Annotated in this window: 16 protein-coding genes and 1 pseudogene; 12 read left to right on the plus strand and 5 right to left on the minus strand. The window is 74.8% G+C overall.

Annotation, left to right across the window (positions count from 1 at the left end):
• Positions 1–38 precede the first annotated feature (38 nt).
• Both AB0J08_RS27200 and AB0J08_RS27205 read left to right on the plus strand, forming a co-directional pair.
• On the plus strand, positions 39–1,178 hold the full coding sequence (locus AB0J08_RS27200; protein WP_360639654.1) for a glycosyltransferase: 1,140 nt from the start codon (positions 39–41) through the stop codon (positions 1,176–1,178).
• Positions 1,179–1,203: 25 nt separating this feature from the next.
• The gene (locus AB0J08_RS27205; protein WP_360639657.1) at positions 1,204–1,977 is read left to right on the plus strand and encodes a class I SAM-dependent methyltransferase; all 774 of its coding nucleotides are present in this window, start codon (positions 1,204–1,206) and stop codon (positions 1,975–1,977) included.
• On the opposite strand, the gene AB0J08_RS27210 is transcribed toward AB0J08_RS27205, so the two are convergent.
• The 5 genes from AB0J08_RS27210 to AB0J08_RS27230 form a co-directional block, all read right to left on the minus strand.
• Entirely contained in the window at positions 1,957–3,156 is a 1,200-nt protein-coding gene (locus AB0J08_RS27210) for a glycosyltransferase family 4 protein (protein WP_360639660.1), read from the minus strand. The genes AB0J08_RS27205 and AB0J08_RS27210 overlap by 21 nt on opposite strands.
• Before the next feature lie 3 nt (positions 3,157–3,159).
• Positions 3,160–4,359, minus strand: a complete 1,200-nt coding sequence (locus AB0J08_RS27215) for an ABC transporter ATP-binding protein (RefSeq protein ID WP_360639663.1) — start codon at positions 4,357–4,359, stop codon at positions 3,160–3,162.
• On the minus strand, positions 4,349–5,254 hold the full coding sequence (locus tag AB0J08_RS27220; protein ID WP_360639666.1) for an ABC transporter permease: 906 nt from the start codon (positions 5,252–5,254) through the stop codon (positions 4,349–4,351). The genes AB0J08_RS27215 and AB0J08_RS27220 overlap by 11 nt, the downstream gene beginning before the upstream one ends.
• A gap of 156 nt (positions 5,255–5,410) precedes the next feature.
• Positions 5,411–6,088 carry a thiol:disulfide interchange protein DsbA/DsbL gene (locus AB0J08_RS27225; RefSeq protein WP_360639669.1) on the minus strand — a complete coding sequence of 226 codons (678 nt, stop codon included), beginning with the start codon at positions 6,086–6,088 and terminating at the stop codon, positions 5,411–5,413.
• A gap of 124 nt (positions 6,089–6,212) precedes the next feature.
• Positions 6,213–7,325, minus strand: a complete 1,113-nt coding sequence (locus tag AB0J08_RS27230) for a glycosyltransferase family 4 protein (RefSeq protein WP_360639672.1) — start codon at positions 7,323–7,325, stop codon at positions 6,213–6,215.
• Positions 7,326–7,625: 300 nt separating this feature from the next.
• Here AB0J08_RS27230 and AB0J08_RS27235 point away from each other — a divergent pair, with 300 nt between their 5' ends.
• From AB0J08_RS27235 to AB0J08_RS27280, 10 genes and pseudogenes are all read left to right on the plus strand, one after another.
• Positions 7,626–8,762: a glycosyltransferase family 4 protein gene (locus AB0J08_RS27235; RefSeq protein ID WP_360639675.1), complete on the plus strand. Its 1,137-nt coding sequence runs from the start codon at positions 7,626–7,628 to the stop codon at positions 8,760–8,762.
• Positions 8,763–9,090: 328 nt separating this feature from the next.
• Positions 9,091–10,944, plus strand: coding sequence for a P-loop NTPase (locus AB0J08_RS27240; protein ID WP_360639678.1), 1,854 nt, complete (start codon positions 9,091–9,093; stop codon positions 10,942–10,944).
• Complete coding sequence (locus AB0J08_RS27245) at positions 10,941–12,080, plus strand: glycosyltransferase (RefSeq protein WP_360639681.1); 1,140 nt, start codon at positions 10,941–10,943, stop codon at positions 12,078–12,080. The genes AB0J08_RS27240 and AB0J08_RS27245 overlap by 4 nt, the downstream gene beginning before the upstream one ends.
• Before the next feature lie 68 nt (positions 12,081–12,148).
• Positions 12,149–13,315, plus strand: coding sequence for a GNAT family N-acetyltransferase (locus tag AB0J08_RS27250; protein WP_360639684.1), 1,167 nt, complete (start codon positions 12,149–12,151; stop codon positions 13,313–13,315).
• Positions 13,315–15,003: a hypothetical protein gene (locus AB0J08_RS27255; protein WP_360639687.1), complete on the plus strand. Its 1,689-nt coding sequence runs from the start codon at positions 13,315–13,317 to the stop codon at positions 15,001–15,003. The genes AB0J08_RS27250 and AB0J08_RS27255 overlap by 1 nt, the downstream gene beginning before the upstream one ends.
• Positions 15,000–16,193 carry an aminotransferase class I/II-fold pyridoxal phosphate-dependent enzyme gene (locus tag AB0J08_RS27260; RefSeq protein WP_360639690.1) on the plus strand — a complete coding sequence of 398 codons (1,194 nt, stop codon included), beginning with the start codon at positions 15,000–15,002 and terminating at the stop codon, positions 16,191–16,193. The genes AB0J08_RS27255 and AB0J08_RS27260 overlap by 4 nt, the downstream gene beginning before the upstream one ends.
• Before the next feature lie 128 nt (positions 16,194–16,321).
• Positions 16,322–16,777, plus strand: coding sequence for a large conductance mechanosensitive channel protein MscL (gene mscL, locus AB0J08_RS27265; protein WP_360639693.1), 456 nt, complete (start codon positions 16,322–16,324; stop codon positions 16,775–16,777).
• Between the two features lie 355 nt (positions 16,778–17,132).
• Positions 17,133–17,549 (plus strand): annotated as a pseudogene (locus AB0J08_RS27270) (DUF6643 family protein); the annotation flags it as partial.
• 628 nt (positions 17,550–18,177) lie between these two features.
• Positions 18,178–19,056 carry an MOSC N-terminal beta barrel domain-containing protein gene (locus AB0J08_RS27275; RefSeq protein WP_360639696.1) on the plus strand — a complete coding sequence of 293 codons (879 nt, stop codon included), beginning with the start codon at positions 18,178–18,180 and terminating at the stop codon, positions 19,054–19,056.
• Positions 19,057–19,472: 416 nt separating this feature from the next.
• The gene (locus AB0J08_RS27280) at positions 19,473–21,875 is read left to right on the plus strand and encodes a right-handed parallel beta-helix repeat-containing protein (RefSeq protein ID WP_360639699.1); all 2,403 of its coding nucleotides are present in this window, start codon (positions 19,473–19,475) and stop codon (positions 21,873–21,875) included.
• Positions 21,876–21,957 lie beyond the last annotated feature (82 nt).

Genomic DNA, 21,957 nt, shown 5'->3' on the forward strand with positions numbered 1-21,957 from the left:
TCCACCGCTGCGGGCCCTGGGTGCGGCAGACTGCCCGGGTGACCGTCCTGCTGTGGATCGCCGTCCTCTCCCTGCTGGTCTGGCTCTGGCTGGCCTGCTGCCACGGGTCGTTCTGGCGCACCGACGTGCGGCTGCCGCCCCGCCGGCCGCCGGCCCGCTGGCCGCAGGTCGCGGTGGTGGTACCGGCCCGCGACGAGGCCCAGGTGCTGCCGCTCAGCCTGCCGAGCCTGCTCGCGCAGAAGTACCCGGGGCGGGCCAGGGTGATCCTGGTGGACGACCACAGCTCGGACGGGACGGGCGCGCTGGCGGCCGCGCTCGGCAGGCCCGAGGGCCTGGAGCTGACCGTCACGACCCCTCCCCCGCTGCCGCCCGGCTGGACCGGCAAGCTGTGGGCGCTGCGGCACGGCGTCGAGCTGGCCGGCCCGGACGCCGAGTACCTGCTGCTCACGGACGCGGACATCGCGCACGGCCCGGACTCGCTCGCCGAGCTGGTGTCCGCCGCCGAGAGCGACCGGCGCGACCTGGTCTCCCAGATGGCCCGGCTGCGGGTGGAGACCGGCTGGGAGCGGCTGATCGTGCCGGCCTTCGTCTACTTCTTCGCCCAGCTGTACCCGTTCCGCCGCAGCAACCGGCCCGGGGCCCGGACGGCCGCCGCGGCGGGCGGCTGCTCGCTGGTGCGGCGGGAGGCGCTGGAGCGGGCGGGCGGGGTGGCGGCGATCCGGGGTGCGGTGATCGACGACGTGTCGCTGGCCCGCGCGGTGAAGGCGGCCGGCGGCCGGATCTGGCTGGGCCTGGCCGAGCAGGTGGACAGCGTCCGTCCGTACCCGCGGCTCGCCCAGCTCTGGCGGATGGTCTCGCGCAGCGCCTACGCCCAGCTGCGGCACTCCCCGCTGCTGCTGGCCGGGACGGTGCTGGGGCTGGCGCTGGTCTACCTGGTGCCACCGGCCGCCACCGTGGCCGGGCTGGTCGCCGGGCACGGAGCGGTGGCCGCGGCCGGCGGTGCGGCGTGGGCGCTGATGACGGGCACCTTCCTGCCGATGCTGCGCTACTACCGGCAGCCGGCGCCGGCCGCACTGCTGCTGCCGTTCACGGCCTCGCTGTACCTGCTGATGACGGTGGACTCGGCGGTGCAGCACTGGCGGGGCCGCGGAGCGGAGTGGAAGGGCCGGACGTACTGAGGTGTCCATGGTCCACAATGATCAGATGAATCGTCAGACGATCTCCCGCCTCGCCCATGTCCACCACCCGATCGCCGCGCCGATCACCGATGAGTCGGTGGCCCGGCTGCTGGCCCGTGCCACCGAGCACACCGACACCGGGCGGGCGCTGGACCTCGGTTGCGGGGAAGGCGGCTGGCTGGTGCGGGCGTTGACCGCGCGCCCGCACTGGCAGGCGGTCGGGGTGGACCTCGACGCCGCGGCACTGACCCGGGCCCGGGAGACGGCGGAGGCGCTCGGGGTGCAGCGCCGGCTCGGCCTGCACCACCAGAAGGCGGAGGAGTTCAGCTCGCGCGAGCCGTTCGACCTGGTACTGAACATCGGGGCGACGCACGCCTTCGGTGGGCTGATGCCGACGCTCGCGGCGGCCCGCGCGCACCTGGCGCCGGGTGGCCTGGTCATGGTCGGCGACGGATTCTGGGAGCGCGAGCCCACCCAGGCCGCGCTGGACGGCCTGGGCGCGACCCGGGACGAGTTCGCGGATCTGGCGACCACCACGGACCGGGTGATCGCGGAGGGCTGGACCCCGGTGTACGGCTACGTCAGCAGCCTCCAGGAGTGGGACGACTACGAGTTCTCCTGGACGGGCTCGCTCGCGCAGTGGGCGCTGGACCACCCGGACCACCCGGACGCCGCGGCCGCCCGCGAGGCCGCCGACCGGCACCGCGCCGAGTGGCTGCACGGCTACCGGGGGACGCTCGGCTTCGTCACCCTGCTGCTGCGCCGCGAGGGCCTGCCGTCAGCGCCCGAGCAGCCGTAGCGCGGCCGGCTTGGTGAACTCGTACCTGGTCATCTGCTCCAGGTCCCTCCACCAGCCGGTCACCCGCGCCGGGCGGGCCAGCACCCGGGTGTACAGGTCCTCGAAGGCGGTGGTGACGCCGTCCAGCGAGAACCGCCCGACCACCCACTCCCGCCCCCAGGCGCCCAGCCGGGCCCGGCGGGCGGGGTCGTCGAGCAGGTCGCGGAGCTGGGCCGCCAGCGTCTCGGGCCCGCGCGAGCCGTCGCCGAAGCCGTACATGCACCGGGAGGCGTGCGGTTCGACCAGCGGGCCCGGCTCGTGGACGGCGGTGTAGCCGGCGGCGCCGTGGACGACGACCGGCTTGGCGAAGGCGAGGCCGCGCAGGGCCGAGCCGCCCATGCCGAGCACGACGTCGGCGGCGTCGTAGGCGGGTCGCGGGTCGGCCAACTGCCCAGGCACCAGCACCGCTTGGCGGCCCAGCGCGGCATTGGCCGAAGCGGCGCGGGCGCGCAGCCGCTCCAGGCTGGGGCCGGCGCCGACGACGACGAGCCGCACGCGCCGGTCGTCGAGCTGCCGGACGGCTTCGACGGTGAGCTCGGCACCGGCGTCCTTCTCCAGCGCGGGCACCAGCCGGGTGACGATGACGAGCAGCAACTCGTCGTCCCGGATGCCGTGTTCGCGCCGGAACGCGGCACCGTCCACCCGGCCCGGCGCGTCGGTGGTGGTGTTGACCGGCGGCTCGATCAGGCTGACGTCCTGGTGGCCGAAGGCCCGGCCGTCCCCCAGCAGCGCACCGAGGCCCAGCACCAGCGGCTGGTGCCGGGGGAGGCCGCGCAGCATCCGGATGCCGTAGAAGGTGGTGACCACCGGCAGTCGGCCGTAACGCCCGGGTCCGAAGTAGGAGTTGCGGGCCGCCCGGACCTCCCAGGCGTGCAGCAGCTGACTGCCGTGCTCGGCGGCGAGGCGGCCCAGCCGGCGGCGGACAGCCGTACGCGGGGTGTCGGGCCCGCCGGCGACCACCACGTCGAGGCCGTGGCCGGCCGCGACGTCGAGCAGCGGGGCCGGGCCGGCCACCCCCTGGGCGAACAGCACCGGATCGTGCCCGCGGTCGCGCAGGGTGCGGGCGATGTCGACCGCGTTGAGCTGGGCGCCGCCCAGGGCGAGGTTGTTGAGGTGGACCAGCACCCGGACAGGGCTCACGGGTCACTCCTCCCAGTGGTGCGGGACGAACACCGGCGCGGCCAGGACGACCGCGCGCGGCGGCGAGTCCAGCATCGGTCCGAACACGTCGAACTGGCCGACCGGGTGCCAGCCCATCAGCGTGCCGCCGTCGGTCCGGCCGATGCTGTAGACACCCGCCCAGAGCGTGTAGCGGCCGCGCGGCAGCGGCAGGCGGGGAATCACGCAGGCGACCTGGTGGTCCTCCCCGGTGAGCCGGACCTCGTGGCTGATCTGGAAGATCGGACTGGAGGTGCCCTCGCTGACGCCCAGGTGCAGGGTGGCGTCGCCCCGGTAGTCGCCGCCGAGGGTCAGCTCGACCGTCATCGGCTCGTCGCTGGTGAGGCTGTCGCGGTCCTCCCCCCGGACGGCGTGCCCGAGCAGTTGCAGCGGTTCGCCGGTACGGCCGCCGGTCTCCGACTCCGCCTCGATGGAGCTCCGGTAGCCGGCCATCGCCTCCCTGATGCCCGCGTCCACCCGCACCGAGCCCTGCTCCAGCCAGATCCCGCGCCGGCAGATGGACTCCACGGCGGGCAGGTCGTGGGAGACGAAGACGATGGTGGTGCCCTGCTCGGCGACCTCACGCATCCGGTCCAGGCAGCGCTGCTGGAAGACGGCGTCGCCGACCGCCAACACCTCGTCCACCAGCAGCACATGGGGCTCCAGGTAGGCGGCGACGGCGAAGCCGAGCCGCATCTGCATGCCGGAGGAGTAGAACTTCACCTGCCGGTCGATCGCGCCGCCGAGCCGGGCGAACTCGACGATGTCGTCGAACCGGGCGGCCACCTCGCGGCGCCGCAGACCGAGCAACGCGCCGAACAGGTAGACGTTCTCACGTCCCGTCAGATCCGGGTGGATGCCGGCCCGGATCTCGATCAGGGCACCGATCCGGCCGCGCACGTCGATCACGCCGCCGTACGGGTACATCACCCGGGTCAGCATCTTCAGCAGCGTCGACTTGCCGGAGCCGTTGGAGCCGATCAGACCGACCGACTCGCCCGGCTCGATGTGCAGGGTGATGTCGCGCAGCGCCCAGCGCCACTCCTCACCCTTCTCACCGCGCAGCCGGCGGGCCATCGAGTCGACTTTGTCGCGCAGCAGCATCCGCTGCTGGTCGGCCTTGAAGCGCTTCCACACCTGGTCGGTGCGGATGGTGCCCAGGGGGTGCGCGGGGCTAGGCGACATCGGCGATCCCCGTCTCCAGCTTCTTGAACAGCAGGTAGCCGCCGACCAGGAACACCAGCGAGGAGACCGCGGCGATCGAGGTGAGCGTGCCGTCCGGCGCGTCGCCGTACAGCAGGGCGCCGCGGTAGCCCTCGATGACGGCGCCCAGCGGGTTGAAGCCGACGTAGATCTCCTGCAGGCGCTGCGGGATCTGCGCCAGCGGGTACGCGACGGGGGTGGCGAACACGCCCATCTGCGTGATGATCGGCAGCAGGTGGCGGACGTCGCGCAGATAGACGACGGCGACCGAGAGGATCAGCGCGACGCCGTAGGTGAAGGCGAACTGGATGGCCAGCAGCGGCAGCACCCAGAGGAAGGTGGCGGCCGGGGCGGTCCAGAAGATCAGGAAGAGCAGGCCGAGGACGCCGACGCCGATCACCATGTCCACGCTGGCGACCAGCATGGTGGCCAGCGGGAAGACCTCGCGCGGGCAGTACACCTTGTTCAGCAGGCTGAGGTTGTTGGCCAGGCTCAGCGCGCCCTGGTTCATGGTGTTGCTGAAGAACTGCCAGACGATCAGGCCGACATAGGCGAAGAGCGGGTAGGCCACCGAGCCGGTGTCGATCTTCACGGCACGGTGGAAGACGAGGGTGAAGATGGCGCAGAGCGCCAGCGGGGTCAGCACCGCCCAGGCGAAGCCGAGCACCGCCTGCTTGTAGCGGGCCCGCAGGTCGCGCTCGGCCAGGGCCCGGACCAGCTCCCGCGCGCCCCACAGCTCCCGGACCACCTGCGCGGGGCGCAGCCGGCGTTTGAAGACCAGCTCGGGCGGCGGCCCGTCGGCGACCGCGGGCCGCCTCGACGCGGCCGATGACTGGCTGTCGCGCTCGTCGACGAGCTGCGCGCGTTGTCCCCCCACGGACCCCTGCCCTCTCCGGTACCGCCGGTATCGAGAAGTGGGCCCGCCACCACGGCAGTTCTCGATCCCGGCGGTGCGACCCGGCGTCCACTCTGGCACAGAGTGTGGTCGCCGGGGGTCGGTTCGGTGAAGGTGATCGGTCGGACCGGAGAGCGGTCAGTGCCGGGGGTTGCGCTGCTGGTCCTGCTCGACCAGCCGGTCGAGGGCGCCTGGCATCGCCTCGACGCCGCCGGCCCTGGTCGGCGAGGTCCGCTCCTCGCCCTGGACGACCACCGTGGGCAGCTCGTTGATCTGGTACCGGACGAACAGCGAGGCGGCGTCCTCGACGGACCGCTGCACGTCGGCGGAGCGGTACGCGTCGCGGAAGGCCTGCGGCTCGATGCCCTGGCGCACCGCCCAGTCAGCCGTGGTGTCCTCGGTGGTGAGGTCCTGGTCGTTGGAGTGGACGGCCCGGAAGGCGCTGGTCTGCAGGCGCTCGACCAGGCCGAGGCGTTCCAGCGTGTAATAGAGGCGCGCGTGGCCGCGCTGCACGCGCTCCTCGGGTCTGCCCTGCCAGATCGCGGGCACCCGGCGCAGGTTGACGTCGGCCCGGTGCTTCTCGGCCCAGGCCTGGAGCGGCTGCTCCAGCTGCTGGGAGTGGCCGCAGTCGTACCAGAAGAACTCGACGGCCTCGGTGCGGGCGCTCTCACGCACCGGCTTCAGCTGGTCGACGCGGATGGCCTGGGAGCCCTCGCGGGACGGTTGGTGGGTGGTGGCCGCGCCGGCCTGGGCGGGGGACGCGGCGATCCCGGTGGCGACGGCCAGCAGGACGGTGGACCTCAGCAGGGATTTCACACCGGGCAGTGTGACGGTGACGGTTCGTCATCGGCCACTCACCCCGAGGGGACCCGGCCGGGATTCGCCCGATCGGCCCAGCCCGGCCCGGGCGGCTGCGCCTCGTGCCCGACCGCACCCCCGGTCAGCGGCCCCACAGTTCGGTGAAGAGCCGCTGCCAGACGTCGACCACCACGCCGAGTTCGCAGTGCTCCAGCACGTGCTCCCGGGCGGCCGCGCCGAGCGCCGCCCGGTCACCGGCCAGCACCTTGGCCAACGCCTCGGCGAGCGCGAGCGGATCGCCGGGGGCGACCAGCGCACCGGTGACACCGTCGCGGACCACCGAACGGACCCAGCCGACATCGGTGGCGACGGCGGGCAGCCCGGCCAGCGCCGCCTCGATCAGGACGCCGGGCACGCCCTCGCTGTCACTGGTGAGCAACAGGGCGTCGGCAGCCCGGTAGAGCGGCGCCGGGTCGGCGAGGGTGCCGAGGAACTGGGCCCGGGCCGCGGCCGGATGCCGCTCCAGGGCGGCGCGCCGCGGGCCGTCGCCGGCCACCGCGAGCCGGACGTCGGGCAGCCGGTCCAGGGCGTCGAGGGCGAGGTCGAGCCGCTTCTCGGGGGCGATCGCGCCGACCCAGGCGACCAGCGGACCGTCGACGGGCAGGCCGAGCGCCTGACGCGCGACGCGCCGCTCGGCCTCGCCCTCCACGGGCGGATAGCGGTCGGCGCGGCGGGCGTTGGGGATGGTGCGGACCTTGCCGGCGGGCAGCCTGAAGTGCTCCTGAAGGAGGGTGCGGGCCTCGTCGGCGAGCGCGGTGACGGCGGCCGCGCGGTGCAGCAGGGCGCCGGTGCGCAGCCGGCGCAGCGGGCTCGCCGTCCAGTGCCGGGGGTCGCCGATGGAGACGTAGACGAACGGGGTGCGGGTACCGGCCAGGGCGAGGGCGCAGGCGGGGAGAGTGGCGGAGCCGTGCGCGACGACCAGGTCGGCGGTGCGCGCGGCGGAGCGGAGGGCGCGCAGGGTGGCGGGGTGCAGCCGGCTGGGGCCGAGCACCGGGGTGGCGAGGGTGTCGGGCGCGTCGGGGGCGGCGTCGGGGTGCGGGGCGAGGGCGCGCAGGGCGGAGGCCTGGCCCCGGCGGCGCAGTTCCCGGTGGAGGTCCCGGGCGAGGTTCTGGGCGCCGCGGCGGCGCGGGTCGGTGATCACGTGCAGGATGCGGGGGCGGGTTCCGGCCGTCTTCGCCGGCGTCGCGTCGGGCATGGGGACGACCTTGGCACAGGGGGAGGCGCGGGGCAGCCCCTTCACGCAACCCGGCGGTGGCCCGTGCGCCAGCGCGGGTACCCCTGTCGGGCGCTGGCCGAGCGCCGTCGTACGCTGCCGCGTCGTTCGCGCGCCCCGGTACGCGCCCCTGGCCGCTCCGGGCGGCGGGCAGACTCCTGGTCGAACACCTGGCGGCCGGGCGCCGCCACCTGCGATGCTGATCGACAGTCAGGGTGCCGGCCGGCATGGGAGACCGGCCGCGCCCAGGAGGGCGGGGGTTGGCCTGTGCATGTGCTCTATGTGATCGACAGCGTGAGCCGGGTCGGCGGGGCCGAGCAGGGCCTGGTGGCGATGGCCCCCCAACTGGTGCGGGCCGGGGTGAAGCTGGATGTCGCGTACCTCAAGGACTCGCCCGCCGGTTTCCAGCCGGAGCTGACCGAAGCCGGCGCCGACGTGTTCGGCGTCGGCCGGGCCACCCGCGGGCGGACCGTCACCGCGCTGCGCGGGCTGGTCCGCGAGCGCCGCCCGGATCTCGTCCACACCACCCTGTACGAGTCGGACGTGCTCGGCCGGGCCGCCGCCCTGTCGGCCCGCACGCCGGTGGTCTCCAGTCTCGTCAACTCGGCGTACGGGCCCGAACACCTCAACGCGCGGGGCCTCAGCCCCTGGAAGGTGCGGGCCGCGCAGGCGGTGGACGCCGCGACCGCCCAGGGCACCCGCCGGTTCCACGCGCTGACCCGGCACGTCGCCGGTGCGATGGCGCAGCGGCTGCGGGTGCCGCGGGAGCGGATCGACGTGGTGCCGCGCGGGCGCGACCCGGAGCTGCTGGGCATCGTCACCCCTGAGCGCCGGGCCGCCGTCCGGGCCGCGCTGGGCCTGCCGCAGGACGCTCCGGTGGTGCTCGCGGCGGCACGCCAGCAGTACCAGAAGGGCCTGGACGTGCTACTGGAGGCGTGGCCGGCGGTCCTGCGGGCGGAGCCGGACGCGGTGCTGCTGCTGGCCGGCAGCGAGGGCACCGAGACGGCCCGGCTGACGGCGCTCGCCGGGGTGACGGGCAATGTGCGCTTCCTCGGGCCGCGCGGCGACGTCTTCGACCTGATGGCCGCGTCCGACGCCTTCGCCGTGCCGTCCCGCTGGGAGGGGCTGGGCAGCGCGGCGATGGAGGCGATGGGGGTCGGCGTGCCGCTGGTCTGCGCGGACGTCCCGGCGCTGCGCGAGACGGTGGGCTCGGAGGACTACGCCCGGCTGGTGCCCGCGGAGCAGCCGGGCGCGTTCGCGACGGCCCTCGTCGACACCCTGGAGGACCGGGCGTCGGCCCGGGTCCGGGCGAAGGCCGCGCGGGCGCGGTTCCTCACCTCGTTCACCCTGCACCAGGTGTCGGCCCAGATGGTCGAGTTCTACGAACGCTCGCTGCGGATGCGGATGCGGACGGTCTGACGGGATCCGACCGCTCGCTGTCCACTCCCGGCCACCGGCGGGCCCAGTATCGCCAAAGCGGTTGCGCCGCACGTCGCGGCTCGGCAAGCATCGCAGGGAGACCGGCGGGCGGGGGCCGGTGCGCGGACGTGGACGGGCCGGCGCACCCCGGGCCGGCGCCGCCCCGCCGCGGGGAAGCGAGTCGTCAGGGGGGCGGGTTGCGACATCGGGCGAGGGATTCCACCGGGCCGAGAGCGTGGCGCGGGACAGACAGCAGCACCCGGACCACCGTGCTCCCGACGGGAGCCCGACAGCACCACCGCACCACGAACGCGAGGGGATCCGACCGGTGGAACCGGCAAACCACTTCACCGTCCTGCGGCGGTACTGGCGGCTGCTCGTCGGCTGCACGCTCGCCGCACTCGTCGTCGGCTGGCTGCTGACCCCCACCGGTGACACGGTGGACAACGCCAAATGGAAGTGCAAGGTCGCCATCACGCCGGTCGCGGGGGCCGGCGAGACCGTGCGGGCCGACCAGGTGCTCTCGTACGCGCAGGGCTCGGACGTCGCGACGGCGGCGGCCAGGCAACTCGGCATCGCCGACGCGGCGGCGGTGATCGCCCGCCGGACCGTGACGGCCGACAGCGCCCAGATGCTCTCGATCGCCACCACCGGGCCGACCCAGCAGTCCTGCTCCGACCTGGCGGCCGCCTACTCGGCCGCGATCATCAAGGGTTTCAGCGACGAGTCCGCGAAGAGCGCCGCCGAGACCGTCAAGAAGCTCCAGGCCCAGGCGGACGCCCAGCAGAAGCAGCTCGACGACGTCCAGCAGCAGTTCAACCGCTCCTCGGCCGGCGACCAGCCCAAGCTCCAGCCCAAACTGACCGCCGCGTCCACCTCGCTGACCGCGACGCTCACCGCGATCAGCAAGCTGCAGAACGGCGCCCAGACCGACGCCATCCAGCAGTGGGGCAGCATCGACGCCCGGCAGAGCGCCGGCAACCTCCTCTCCTCCCCCAGCAGGAGCGTGCGGCTGGGCCTGGCGGTCGCGCTCGGGCTCGGCCTCGGCGTCGTCGCCGCGCTGATGCTCAGCCGGATGGACACCCGGCTGCGCACCCGCAACGCCGTCGAGGAGGGGTTCAACCTGCCGGTGATCGGCGAGGTGCCGCAACTCTCCCGCCGGCTGCGGCGGTTGCGCGAGCCGCTGGTGCGCGCTCGCCCCTCGGACCCGGCCGCCGAGGCGTACCGCTCACTGCGCTCCACGCTGCTGCTCACCGGCCCGGACGCGCTCGGCCGCTCGGCCGCCGGTCACACCGGGTGGGAGCGCGCCGAGCCCGCCCCCCGCCGGCTCGCCGATCCGGCGCCGGTGGTCCTGGTCGCCTCGGGAAGCAGCGGTGACGGGCGGACCACCACCGTCGCCAACCTGGCCGCCGCCCTCGCCGAGACCGGGCGCGAAGTCCTCGTCCTGGACTGCGACTTCCGCCACCCGCAGCTGCACGCCCACCTCGGCGTGGGCGGCGGCCCGGGGATGGCCGAACTGCTCAGCGGCGAACAGCTCGGCGAGTTGGACGAGCTGATCCGGCCGACCAACGTGGCGGGTGTCTCGCTGATCACCGGCGGCAACACCACCGCCTACCCGGCCGCGCTGGTGCTGCGCGCCGCCGAAGTCCTGCGCCGGGCCCGCCGGTACGCCGACGTCATCCTGGTGGACACCTCGCCGCTGCTGCACGCCAACGACGCGTACGACCTCGTCCAGCACGCCGACGCGGTGCTGGTCACCGTGCGCAGTGGCAATGTGACCCCCGAACAGGCCGACCGGGTGGCCGAGTTGCTGTCCCGGACCGGCGTGCCGGTGGCCGGGGTGGCGCTGCTCGCCAGCTTCGGACCGGCCGGGCGGCGCCGGCGCACCACGGCGGGCGGCGGTCCGGCGGCACCGGGCGGCCGGTCCGACCGGGCGGCCCTGCCGCGCGCGGTGGCACCGGCCCCGACCCCGGCCCCGGTTGTGGAGCGGGGCACGGACCGAGGGCCGGAGCGGGGCACGGAGCGGGCGGCGCCGAGCTGGGCCCGGCGCGACGCCCTCGCCCCGGGGCGGAACGGCGCCGGTCCCGCCGGACCGGGCCGCAACGGCCACGGCCCCGAGGCCGGCGCGGCCGACGGCGACCCGACCGGAGCGGCCCTGCTGCGCGAGGCGGAGGAGCGGTGACCGGGCGCACCCGGGTGCTCTGGCTGGCCAAGGGCCTCGGCCGCGGCGGCGCCGAGCAGCTGCTGCTCAACTGCGCCCGCCACGTCGACGGTTCACGCTACGAGGTCGAGGTCGCGTACGTGCTGCCCTGGAAGGACGCGCTCGCCCCGGCGCTCACCGAGGCCGGGGTGCGGGTGCACTGCCTGGGCGGCGCGCCGGGCACCCCCGGCCGGGCCGACCCGCGCTGGCCGCTGCGCCTGCGCCGCCTGCTCGCCGAGCGCCGCTACGGCCTGGTGCACACCCACATGCCCGTCCCGGCCACCGCCGCCCGGCTGCTCTCGTACGGGCTCGGCGGCGCGGGCTCGCCCCGGCTGGTCCACACCGAGCACAACGTCTGGGACCGCTACCGCCCGGCCACCCGCTGGGCCAACGCGCTGACGTACCGGCGCAACGACGCGGTGGTCGCGGTCTCGCACGCCGTCGCGCGGACCATCCCGGCCGCCCGCCGCCGCCCCGGCGCCTGGGTACACGTGGTGCACCACGGACCGGACCTGGCCGGCGCCCCGCAAGGACCGGCCGCACGGGCCGCCGCACGGGCCGAACTCGGGCTGCCGCAGGACGCGTTCGTGGTCGGCACGGTCGGCAACCTGACGCCCAAGAAGGACCAGGCCACGCTGCTCGCCGCCCACGCCCGGCTGCGCCGGCACCACCCCCGGGCCCGGCTGGTGCTGATCGGCGCCGGACCGCTGGAGAGCCGACTGCGCGCCCACGCCGACGAGTTGGGCGCGAGCGGCAGCGTCCTGTTCGCCGGCTCGCGGCCGGACGTCCCGGCCCTGCTGCCCGGCCTGGACGTCTTCGCCCTGAGCTCCCGTCAGGAGGGGCTGCCGGTCGCCCTGATGGAGGCGATGACCAGCGGCCTGCCGGCCGTCGTCACCCGAGTGGGCGGCATGCCGGAGGTGCTGGACGACGGCGACCAGGGTCTGCTGGTGGAGCCGGGCGATCCGGCCGCCCTGGCCACCGCCCTCGGCCGGCTGGCCGACGACCGGGAGCTGCGGGAGCGCCTCGGTGCGGCGGCCCGGGAACGCGCCGCACACTTCGACGTCGCGGGTGCCCAGCGGGCCGTCGAGGCGGTGTACGAGCAGGTCCTGCGGCGCTGAGGCGCCGTGTCGACGTCCCCGTCGATCCCCCGAAGGCTCCTAGCACCGAACGGAGAGCGAGTCCGGACGTGAGCGCCCTGCCCGCCCCTGCCGAGCTGACCATCCGCCCGCTCGCGGAGGCCGACCTCCCGGCGGTGCTCGACCTGCTGACCGCCTCCCTGGCCGGCGGCCCGACCGGCACCCGCACCGCCGACTTCTTCACCTGGAAGCACCGTCTGGGGCCCTTCGGTGCCAGCCCCGGGCTGGTCGCCGAGACCCCGGACGGACGGCTCGCGGGCGTGCGGCTCTTCCTGCGCTGGCAGTGGCACGAGGGCGGCACCGGCCGCACCGTCACCGCCGTCCGGCCGGTGGACACCGCCACCCGCCCGGACTTCCAGGGCCGTGGGATCTTCCGCCGGCTCACCCTGGACCTGCTCGAACAGGTTTCCGGTCAGGCCGAGTTGGTGTTCAACACGCCCAACGGAAACAGTCTGCCCGGGTACCGGAGGATGGGGTGGCAGGAGCTCGGCCGGGTGCCGGTCGCGCTGCGCCCGGTCCGTCCTGCCGCCTTCGCCCGCGGGGTGCGGGCGGCCTTGGCCCGCACCCCGGCCGGCGCGGCCGCACCACCGGTCTGCCGGCTGCCGACCGCCCGGTCGTGGTTCGCCGACCGACCGGCGGGCACCGGCCCGGCCGACGACCCGGCTGGTGCCCCGAACGGCCCGACCGGCCCGAACGGCTCGATCGGCTCGAACGAGGGCTCGACCGGTACGGCCGGCCCGACGGCCGACGGCCGGTTGGCCGAGCTGCTGCGCGAGCGGGCCGCCGCCGACCGGGCCGATCCCCGACTGGCCGTCCTGCGCACCCCGGAGTTCCTGCGCTGGCGCTACGCCGAGGCCCCCGGCCTGGACTACCGGGTCCTCACCTGCCACCGGGGCGGCGAGCTGACCGGGCTGGCCATCGGCCGGCCACGCCGGCGCGGGCCGCTCGCCGAGTTCACCCTCGCCGACCTGCTGGTCCGCCCCGGCGACCGGGACAGCGCGGCCCGGCTCCTGCGCGCCGCCGCCCGCGAGTCCGGCTGCGACCACGTCGCGACCCACTTCTCCCCCGGCACCGAGGCCGCGGCCGCGGCGCTGCGGGCCGGCTATCTGCGGGCCCCCCGCACCGGGATGACGCTGGCCGCCCGCACCCCGGCCGGGCGGACCGGACTGGCGCTGTCCGACTGGCGGTTCACCCTCGGCGACCTGGAGGTCTTCTGATGGCCCGGCCGGCTCCGGCCCGGGCCGCACTGGGCCGCGTGCCCCGGCCGTCCGCCGTCGCGGCCGTCCGGGACCGGGTGCCCTGGCCGTCCGCCGTCGCCGCCACGCTGGTGACGGGCTACGTGTCGCTGTTCGTCGTCGCCATGGTGCACACCTCGTACGACACCTGGGGCGCGCTGCTGATCCTCCCGGCGCTGATGGCCGTCGGCACCCCGGCCCTGGCCCGGATCGCCGCCGCCAACCCCGAGCGCGACGTGTTCCCCCTGCTGATGCTGGCCATGACCGCCAAGCTGCTCTGCGCCTTCCCCCGCTATCTGATGGCCTTCGTGCTGTACGGCGGCGCGGCCGACGCCAAGATGTACCACCAGAAGGGCACCGAGCTCGCCGCCTACCTGGACCAGGCCGACCTCCTCGCCGGCGTCCACTACGACCTCGGGATGAAGGTCGCCGGCACCGGCTTCGTCATCATCGTGACCGGTGTGGTCTACGCGATCACCGGCCCGTCGCTGATCGGCGGCTTCCTGGTGTTCTCCTGGCTGGGCTTCTGGGGCCTGCTGCTGTTCTGGCGGGCCCTGCAGATCGCCTTCCCCGAGGCGGACACCCGCAAGTACGCCAAGCTGGTCTTCTTCCTGCCCTCACTGCTGTTCTGGCCGTCCAGCATCGGCAAGGACGCCTGGATGATGTTCTGCCTGGGCCTGACCACCTACGGCACCGCCCGTCTGCTGGACCGCCGGTTCGGCGCCTTCGCCTGCATCGCGCTCGGGTCGGTCGGCACCGCGATGGTCCGCCCGCACGTCACCGCGCTCGCCGGGGCCGGACTGATGGTCGCCTACGTGCTGCGCAAGCGCCCGCGGCAGGTCAGCGCGCTCGGGCCGCTGCGGACCATCCTGACCGCCCTGGTGCTCGGCGCGATGGCGGTGCTGATGCTGCAGCAGGTCTCGACCTTCTTCGGCACCGACGGCACCGGCGGCGACGCCGTGAACCAGGTCCTCTCGGAGACCTCCCGGCGCACCAGCCAGGGCAACTCGATGATCAGCGCGAGCGCCCCGGAGGACGCCGCGCCCCGGTTCGGCCTGAACCCGGCCGGGCTGCCAGTCGCCGTGGTCAGCGTGCTGTTCCGGCCGTTCCCGTTCGAGGCGTCGAACATCCAGAACCTGATCCAGTCGGTGGAGTGCTTCGCGCTGCTGGTGATGTTCATCCGGGCCTGGCCACGGCTCAGCCGGCTTCCCCGGCTCTTCGTGCAACGCGCGTACATCGCCTTCACCGCCGTCTACACCCTGCTGTTCTGCTGGGCCTTCTCGACCATCAACAACATGGGCATCCTGTCGCGCGAGCGCGTCCAGGTGCTGCCCCTGGTCCTGGTCCTGCTGGTGGTCCCGGCCGCCTCCACCACCGCCACCCGAGGGACCGCCGGGCGCCGCCCGCCGCCGGTCTGGCGGGTCGCGCCGGGCCAGTGGGGCGGGCGCCGGCGGCCGCCCGAGGCCCACCCCGTAAGCATCGGCGGGCCGGGGTCCGACGAAGCGTCACCGATCCGGTCGCCCGTCCGGTCGTCGACCCGGTCACCGGTCCGGTCACCGACGCAGTCGCCGGTCCGGTCACCGGTCCAGTCACCGCCGCAGCCGCCGGTCCAGTCACCGCCGCAGTCACCGACCCAGTCACCGACCCAGGGGGGATCCACCGCGCCATGACCACCGACACCCTTGCCCTGCCCGCCGCCCTCGGAGGTACGCCCGCCTTCCCGCAGGGCCTGCCGCTCACCCGCGTCCAGGTCCCCGACCGCGCCGCCCTGCTGGAGCGGCTCGGCACCGTGCTGGACAGCGGGCAGCTGACCAACGGCCGGACCGTCGCCGAGTTGGAGGAGGCCGCCGCCGGGTTGCTGGACGTGCCGCACGTGGTGGCCGTCTCCAACTGCACCGCCGGCCTGATGCTGGTGCTCCAGGCGGCCGGCGTCGCCGACGGCCGGCCGGTGGTGATGCCCGGTTTCACGTTCTCCGCCACCGCCCACGCCGCGCACTGGGCCGGCGGCACCCCGCTGTTCGCCGAGGCCCGCGAGCAGGACATCACCCTGGACCCGGAGGACGCCGCCGCCCGCCTCGCCGCCGCCGACCGCCCGGCCGCGCTGATGGCCACTCATGTGTACGGCACACCCTGCCAGGTGGAGCGCCTCCAGGAGGTCGCCGACGCGGCCGGCGTCCCCCTGGTGTACGACTCGGCGCACGGGTTCGGCAGCAGCCGGCGCGGCGTGCCGATCGGCAACTTCGGCTACGCCGAGGTGTTCTCGATGAGCCCCACCAAGGTCGCGGTGGCCGGCGAGGGCGGCCTGGTCGCCACCCGGGACGCCGCCCTCGCGGCGCGGCTGCGCACCGCCCGCGACTACGGCAACCCGGGTGACTACGACACGCTCTTCCCCGGCCTGAATGCCCGAATGAGCGAGCTGCACGCCGCCGTCGGTCTCAACTGGCTGGCCGGCCTGCCCGAAAGGGTGGCCCGTCGGGGCACACTCGTCGCCGAGTTCGCCGCCGCGACCGCCGGGCTGCCGGGGCTGCGCCTGGCCCTACCGGAGGAGGGTGACGTCTCCACCTTCAAGGACCTCACGCTCATCCTGGACGCCGCGGCCTTCGGGCTCACCGCTCGCCAACTCGCCGACGCACTACGGGCGGAGGGCATCGACTCGCGCCGCTACTTCCACCCGCCGGTGCAGCGCCAGCGGGCCTACGCCCACCTCGACCAGGCCGAGTCGCTCCCGCTGACCGACCGGCTGGCGGACTCGGTCCTGACGGTGCCGCTCTGGACCCAGATGGACGCGCCCACGGTGCGTCGGATCGCCGGGGCGGTGGTCCGGATCCAGCCGTACGCGGAGCGCCTGCGCGCCGCCTGACGCCACCCCGCCCCGTTAGGCGGATCGGGTGAACGCGGTTGGACCGCGGGCACGCCCGGTCGGCAGGATGTCCGGCCGGGGCCCGTGGTCCCATCTCACCCTCCTCCGTACGGATTTGGAGTCACCCGGTGCTCAAGGGATTCCGCAGCTTCCTGCTGCGCGGAAACGTCGTGGACCTCGCGGTCGGCATCGTCATCGGTGCGGCGTTCACCGCTGTCGTCACCGGATTCGTCACGGCCTTCCTGACCCCGCTCATCGGGGTCGCGACCGGCGCCGTCGGCGACTTCACCCAGAAGACCTTCGCGGTGGCCGGGACCGACTTCCCGTACGGCGTCTTCGTGAACGCGCTGATCAGCTTCGTGCTGGTGGCCGCGGTGATCTACTTCATCGTGGTGGTCCCGGTCGGCCGGCTGCAGGCGAGGCTGGAGGGCGCCAAGCCCGTCCCGGCGGCCAAGGCGGACTGCCCGGAGTGCCTGAGCCCGATCCCGGTGGCGGCGGTACGCTGCTCGTTCTGCACCTCGGAGGTGGCCGGCCGCCCGGGCTTCCCCGCGCAGGCCGTGCCGGCCCCGGCACAGGCACGCTGACCTCGGGTTCTGTCGCCCCGAGCAGCTCTCACGGGAACTTTATCCCCGAAACATTCACGAGCCCTCGCCGCTCCGTCGGCGGGGGCTCGAATGCGCCGGCGCACGCCCCGACCGCAAAAGTTTCTTCGGCCGGCCCCGAACCGTCCACCGGCCCGTCATCGCAGGGGGCTTCCCCGGCCCAGTCCGGGCTCCGTTCGACCGCGTACCCCCGTTCGGAGCTGGCCTGAAGTCGCCGCCGGAATGTCCGTTCTTCACACTTTCGAAACTTTTGTGCGAGCGAAGACTGTGTAAACACTCGAACTGCTCGGCCTCCCACTCTCCTCAGCAGGCGCATTGTGGGCTTACCGTATGCCCCATGACCTCGCCCCGCTCCTACGACGGAGTCGGCTACCCCTCTCCGTCCTTCTCCTCCGGCACGCCCATCTACGACAGCCTCGTCGCAGAGCGCGGTGTCCCGCAGATCGCACCCATCAACGTGCCGGCCGCCCTGCCGCCGGCTCTCTCGTCCGGTTACGGATCCGGCCTCGGCCCGTCCTACGAGAACCGGTACGCGACCGGGTACGACACCCCCGGCAGCAACCTCCCCGCGCTGCCGCCCGCGCGCCTCGCCCTGGGCCCCGGCCCGAGCAGCGCTCCCTCCGCCGGCCCCACCCCGGCGTACATCCCGGCGCAGCCCGCGCCCGCGTACGCCGCCGCGCCCCAGCCGCCCGCCCCCGGTTACGGCAGCCCCCAGCCGTACCTGTCCGGGCAGCGGCCGCAGGCTCCCGCCCCCGGCTTCTCGCAGGCCACCGGTGGCGGCTACCAGCCCTCCGGCGGCCAGAGCTTCGGCGGCCAGAACACCTTCGTCGGCGCCGGCCAGGGCGGCCAGCAGACCTTCGGCGCGCAGCCGCTGGGCACTCCCGGCTCCTTCGGCGGCCAGCCGAACGCCGCCGGCCAGCAGCACGGCGGTCCGCAGAGCTTCGGCGGGCAGCAGAGCTTCGGCGGCCAGCAGTCGTTCGGCGGCTCGGGCCAGGCCGGTTCCGGCTTCCAGGGCCACGGTGGCGAGCAGGGATTCGGCGGCGGCCAGCTGCGCCCGGCCGTCGCCCCGGTCGCGCCGATCCGCCCGATGCAGCCGCAACGCCCCGGCCCGTACGGCGAGCCCGGCCAGTTCCAGCAGGGCTACCAGCCGCAGGGGCAGGGCTACTGACCGACGCCTCCGGGCCGGCCCCACCCGGCCCCACCCACAGCACCTGAGCACCACCCCGACGCCACCCCGCGCCGGGCGTACGGAGAAACGGGTCATCCACGGACCGCCCGGACCGCCACCCCCACGGCGGCCGGGCGGTCCGTGCGCGTCCGGGGTGCGGCGGACCGCCGGGGCGGGGGTCCGGCCGTCCACGGGGAGCTGGCAGGATGGGGGCATGCTGCTCACCGGACTTCACGTCTACCCCGTCAAGTCGATGTACCGCCTGAGCCCCGAGCACGCCCAGGTCGAGCCGTGGGGACTGGCCGGCGACCGGCGCTGGATGCTGGCGGACGCCACCGGACGCTGCGTCAGCCAGCGTGAGCACCCCACCCTCGGCCAGATCCGCGCCGAGCCCACCGCCGACGGCGCGCTGGCGCTCACCGTCCCCGGCGGCTCCCGGATCGAGGTCCCGGCCCCCGCCGTCGCCGCCGGCGGCCCGCTCACCGAGGTCGACGTCTGGGGCACCCGGTTCCACGCCGCCGAAGCCGCCAAGGAGGCCCAGCTCTGGATCGCCGAGCAACTGGGCGACTACCGGCTGGTGCACCTGGACGACCCCCGCGCGCGCCCGGTCGACCCCTCCTTCAGCGCGCCCGGCGACACCGTCTCGATGGCCGACGGCTTCCCGCTGCTGCTCACCACCACCGCCTCGCTGGACCGGCTCAACACCCTGATCGCGCAGGAGCACCCCGAGAGCCCCGAGACGCTCCCGATGGACCGGTTCCGCCCCAACGTGATCGTCTCCGGCAGCGAGCCGTGGGCCGAGGACGGCTGGCGCCGGATCCGGATCGGCGAGCTGACCTTCAGGGTGGTCAAGTCCTGCGGGCGCTGCGTGGTCACCACCATCGACCAGGAGAGCGGCGAACGGCGCGGCCCCGAGCCGCTGCGCACCCTGGCCCGGCACCACCGGCTGCTGAAGAAGGCGGCCTTCGGGCAGAACCTGATCCCCGAGCGTCCGGTCGGCGTCGAGGGGGACGTGCTCGGTACGCTCCACCTCGGCGACGAGGTCGAGGTGCTGGAGAGCGGCGCGCACCGGCCGGCGGACGAGCGGGTGTGAGCCGGGGGCGCCCGCGCACCGTGGGGGCGCCCCCTCCGCCGACGGGCCGTCGGTACGCGGACCGCCGTCGCCTCCGCCGGCCGCTCCGGGGCGCTCGGCAGACGGGTCCCGAGGCGGCCGCCACCGGGCTCCGCCACCCTCGGGTGCGCCCGGGTGGCGCGGCCGTCGCCGCCTGCGGCGCCGTCTCCACCAGCGTGTACGGCGCCACCCCGGCCGGTGAGTGCGGCGCCCCGTTCGGAACCCGAACTGTGCGCGCTCGTTGAAACATGTGGTGAACACGAAACGGTCCCCGGCCGGGCCCGACGGGCGGCGGCCGGACCACCCGCGCGAGCGCGCTACGGTGGGCGGGCCGCCGCGCACCCGCGCGTACGGCCCGTTGATCGCCGGCTCGACGAAGGTGGGGACGACAGACCGTCATGGCTGAGCACAGGGTCCGAGTCACCCAGGACAGCGCATCCCGCTGGCGTCGCCGCGCCGGCGAGTACGACACCCTCACGGAAGCCCTCGCGGCCGCCGAACCGGGTGACACCGTGACCGTCCGGCCGGGCACCTTCCGGGAGAACGTGGTCCTGGACAAACCGGTCACGGTCGTCCCGGCGCAGGGCCCCGGCACGGTCCGGATCGACCCGCCGAGCGGCGTACCGCTGACCGTCACGGCCGCCGCCACCGTCCGCGACCTGGTGATCGAGGGCAGCGACAGCTCCCTCCCGGCCGTGCTGGTCACCGGCCCCGAGGCGACGCCCGCGCTCAGCGGCTGCCGGGTGGAGACCCGCTCGGCCACCGGCATCGAGGTCACCGACGGTGCCCGGCCCACCCTGCGCGGCTGTGTGGTCACCAACCCCACCGGGCTGGGCCTGCGGCTGCGCGGCGAGGGCACCGCTGCGGCCTTCGAGGACTGCGAGGTCGCCGCCGCCGGACAGGCCGGGCTGGCCGTACTCGGCGGCGCCACCGCCGCGTTGGAACGGTGCCGGGTCCACCACGCGACCGGCGCCGGGGTGCTCCTCACCGACCCGGGCAGCGCTGCCGAACTGACCGGCTGCGAGATCTACGAGATCCGCGGCAGCGGCGTCCAGGCCGAGGCCCACGCCGGCGGGCGGCTGGTCGACTGCGACATCCACCGGGTCACCGGCAACGGGATCACCTTGGACGGCGAGGCCGAACTCGTGCTGACCGGCTGCCGGGTGCACGACCTGCCGGAGAACGGCGCCGACCTGCGCGGCCGGGCCCGGCTCACCCTGACCAACAGCACCGTGCGGGACTTCGGGCGCGGCGCGCTCTCGGTCTGGGACCAGGGCACCGAGGCCACCGCCGAGTCCTGCGAGATCCACAGCTCGACCGGCGAGTACCCGGCGCTGTGGGTCAGCGACGGCGCCCGGCTCACCCTCACCGACTGCTCGCTGCACGACCTGCCGGACGCGCTCTTCGTGCTGGACCGCGACTCCGCCGCCACCGCCGAGGGCTGCTCGTTCAGCCGGATCCGCAGCTCGGCCGTCTCGGTCAGCGGCGGCGCCGGGGTGACGCTGAGCGGCTGCCGGGTCCAGGAGGCGGGCACCGGGCTCTGGTTCCGCGACCACGGCAGCGGCGGGCTGCTCACCGACTGCGAGATCTCCGACGTCGCCACCGGCGTGATCGTCACCAAGGGCGCCGACCCCGTCCTGCGCGACTGCACCGTCCGGGCCAGCTCGGACGCCGGCGTCTACGTCTCGGCCCAGGGCCGGGGCACCTTCGAGGACTGCCGGGTCTCGCACGGCAAGGGCTTCGGCTTCCACATCATCGACGGCTGCCGGACCGTCCTGACCCGCTGCCGGGCCGAGCAGAACGAACGGGCCGGCTTCGAGTTCTCCGAACCCGGCCCGGTGGTGGAGGCCTGCACCTCGGACGACGTCGTCCCGGCCGCCCCCGCGGCCGACCTGCCGGCCCCCCGCTCCGCCCGGGCCGCCCAACTGACCACCACGGCCCCGAGGTTGACGGCCCCTGTGGCGATCGGGCCGATCCCGGACTGCCGACCCGCCGACGAGGCGCTGGCCGAACTCGACGCGCTGGTGGGCCTGGCCACCGTCAAACAGGAGGTCCGGACCCTGATCGACCTGATCGCGGTCGGACGCCGCCGCCGTCAGGCCGGGCTGAAGGCCCCCTCGCTCCGCCGCCACCTCGTCTTCACCGGCGCCCCCGGCACCGGCAAGACCACGGTGGCCCGGCTCTACGGCGAGATCCTGGCCTCGCTCGGGGTGCTCCAGCGCGGACACCTGGTCGAGGTGGCCCGGGTCGACCTGGTCGGCGAGCACATCGGTTCCACCGCGATCCGCACCGCGGCCGCCTTCGACCGGGCGCGCGGCGGGGTGCTCTTCATCGACGAGGCGTACGCCTTGGCACCCGAGGACGGCGCCCGGGACTTCGGCCGCGAGGCGATCGACACCCTGGTCAAACTGATGGAGGACCACCGGGACGAAGTGGTGGTCATCGTGGCCGGCTACACCGTCGAGATGGAACGCTTCCTCTCCGCCAACCCCGGTGTCTCGTCCAGGTTCTCCCGCACCGTCACCTTCCCGGACTACACCGCGGACGAGCTGCTGGAGATCGCCCGCGCGCAGTGCGCCGAACACGAGTACGCGCTGGCCGAGGCCACCGAGGGCGCGCTGCTCCAGCACTTCGGCACCCTGGAGCGCGGGCCGAACTTCGGCAACGGGCGCACCGCCCGACAGGTCTTCGAGACCATGGTGGAACGGCATGCCATGCGGGTCGCCCAGCTCGCGGATCCGTCCACCGAGGAGCTCCAACTGCTCGTCCCCGCCGACCTGCCGGGAGCCCGGCTGCCCTGACCGGGGCGGGGCCGGGTTCGGTGGCCGACCGGCGTGACCCGGCCCGCTGCCCTGACCGGGGCGGTCCATGCCGGGCCGGGCC

Origin of the sequence: Kitasatospora sp. NPDC050463, assembly GCF_040655255.1 — a bacterium.
Taxonomy (GTDB): Bacteria; Actinomycetota; Actinomycetes; order Streptomycetales; family Streptomycetaceae; genus Kitasatospora.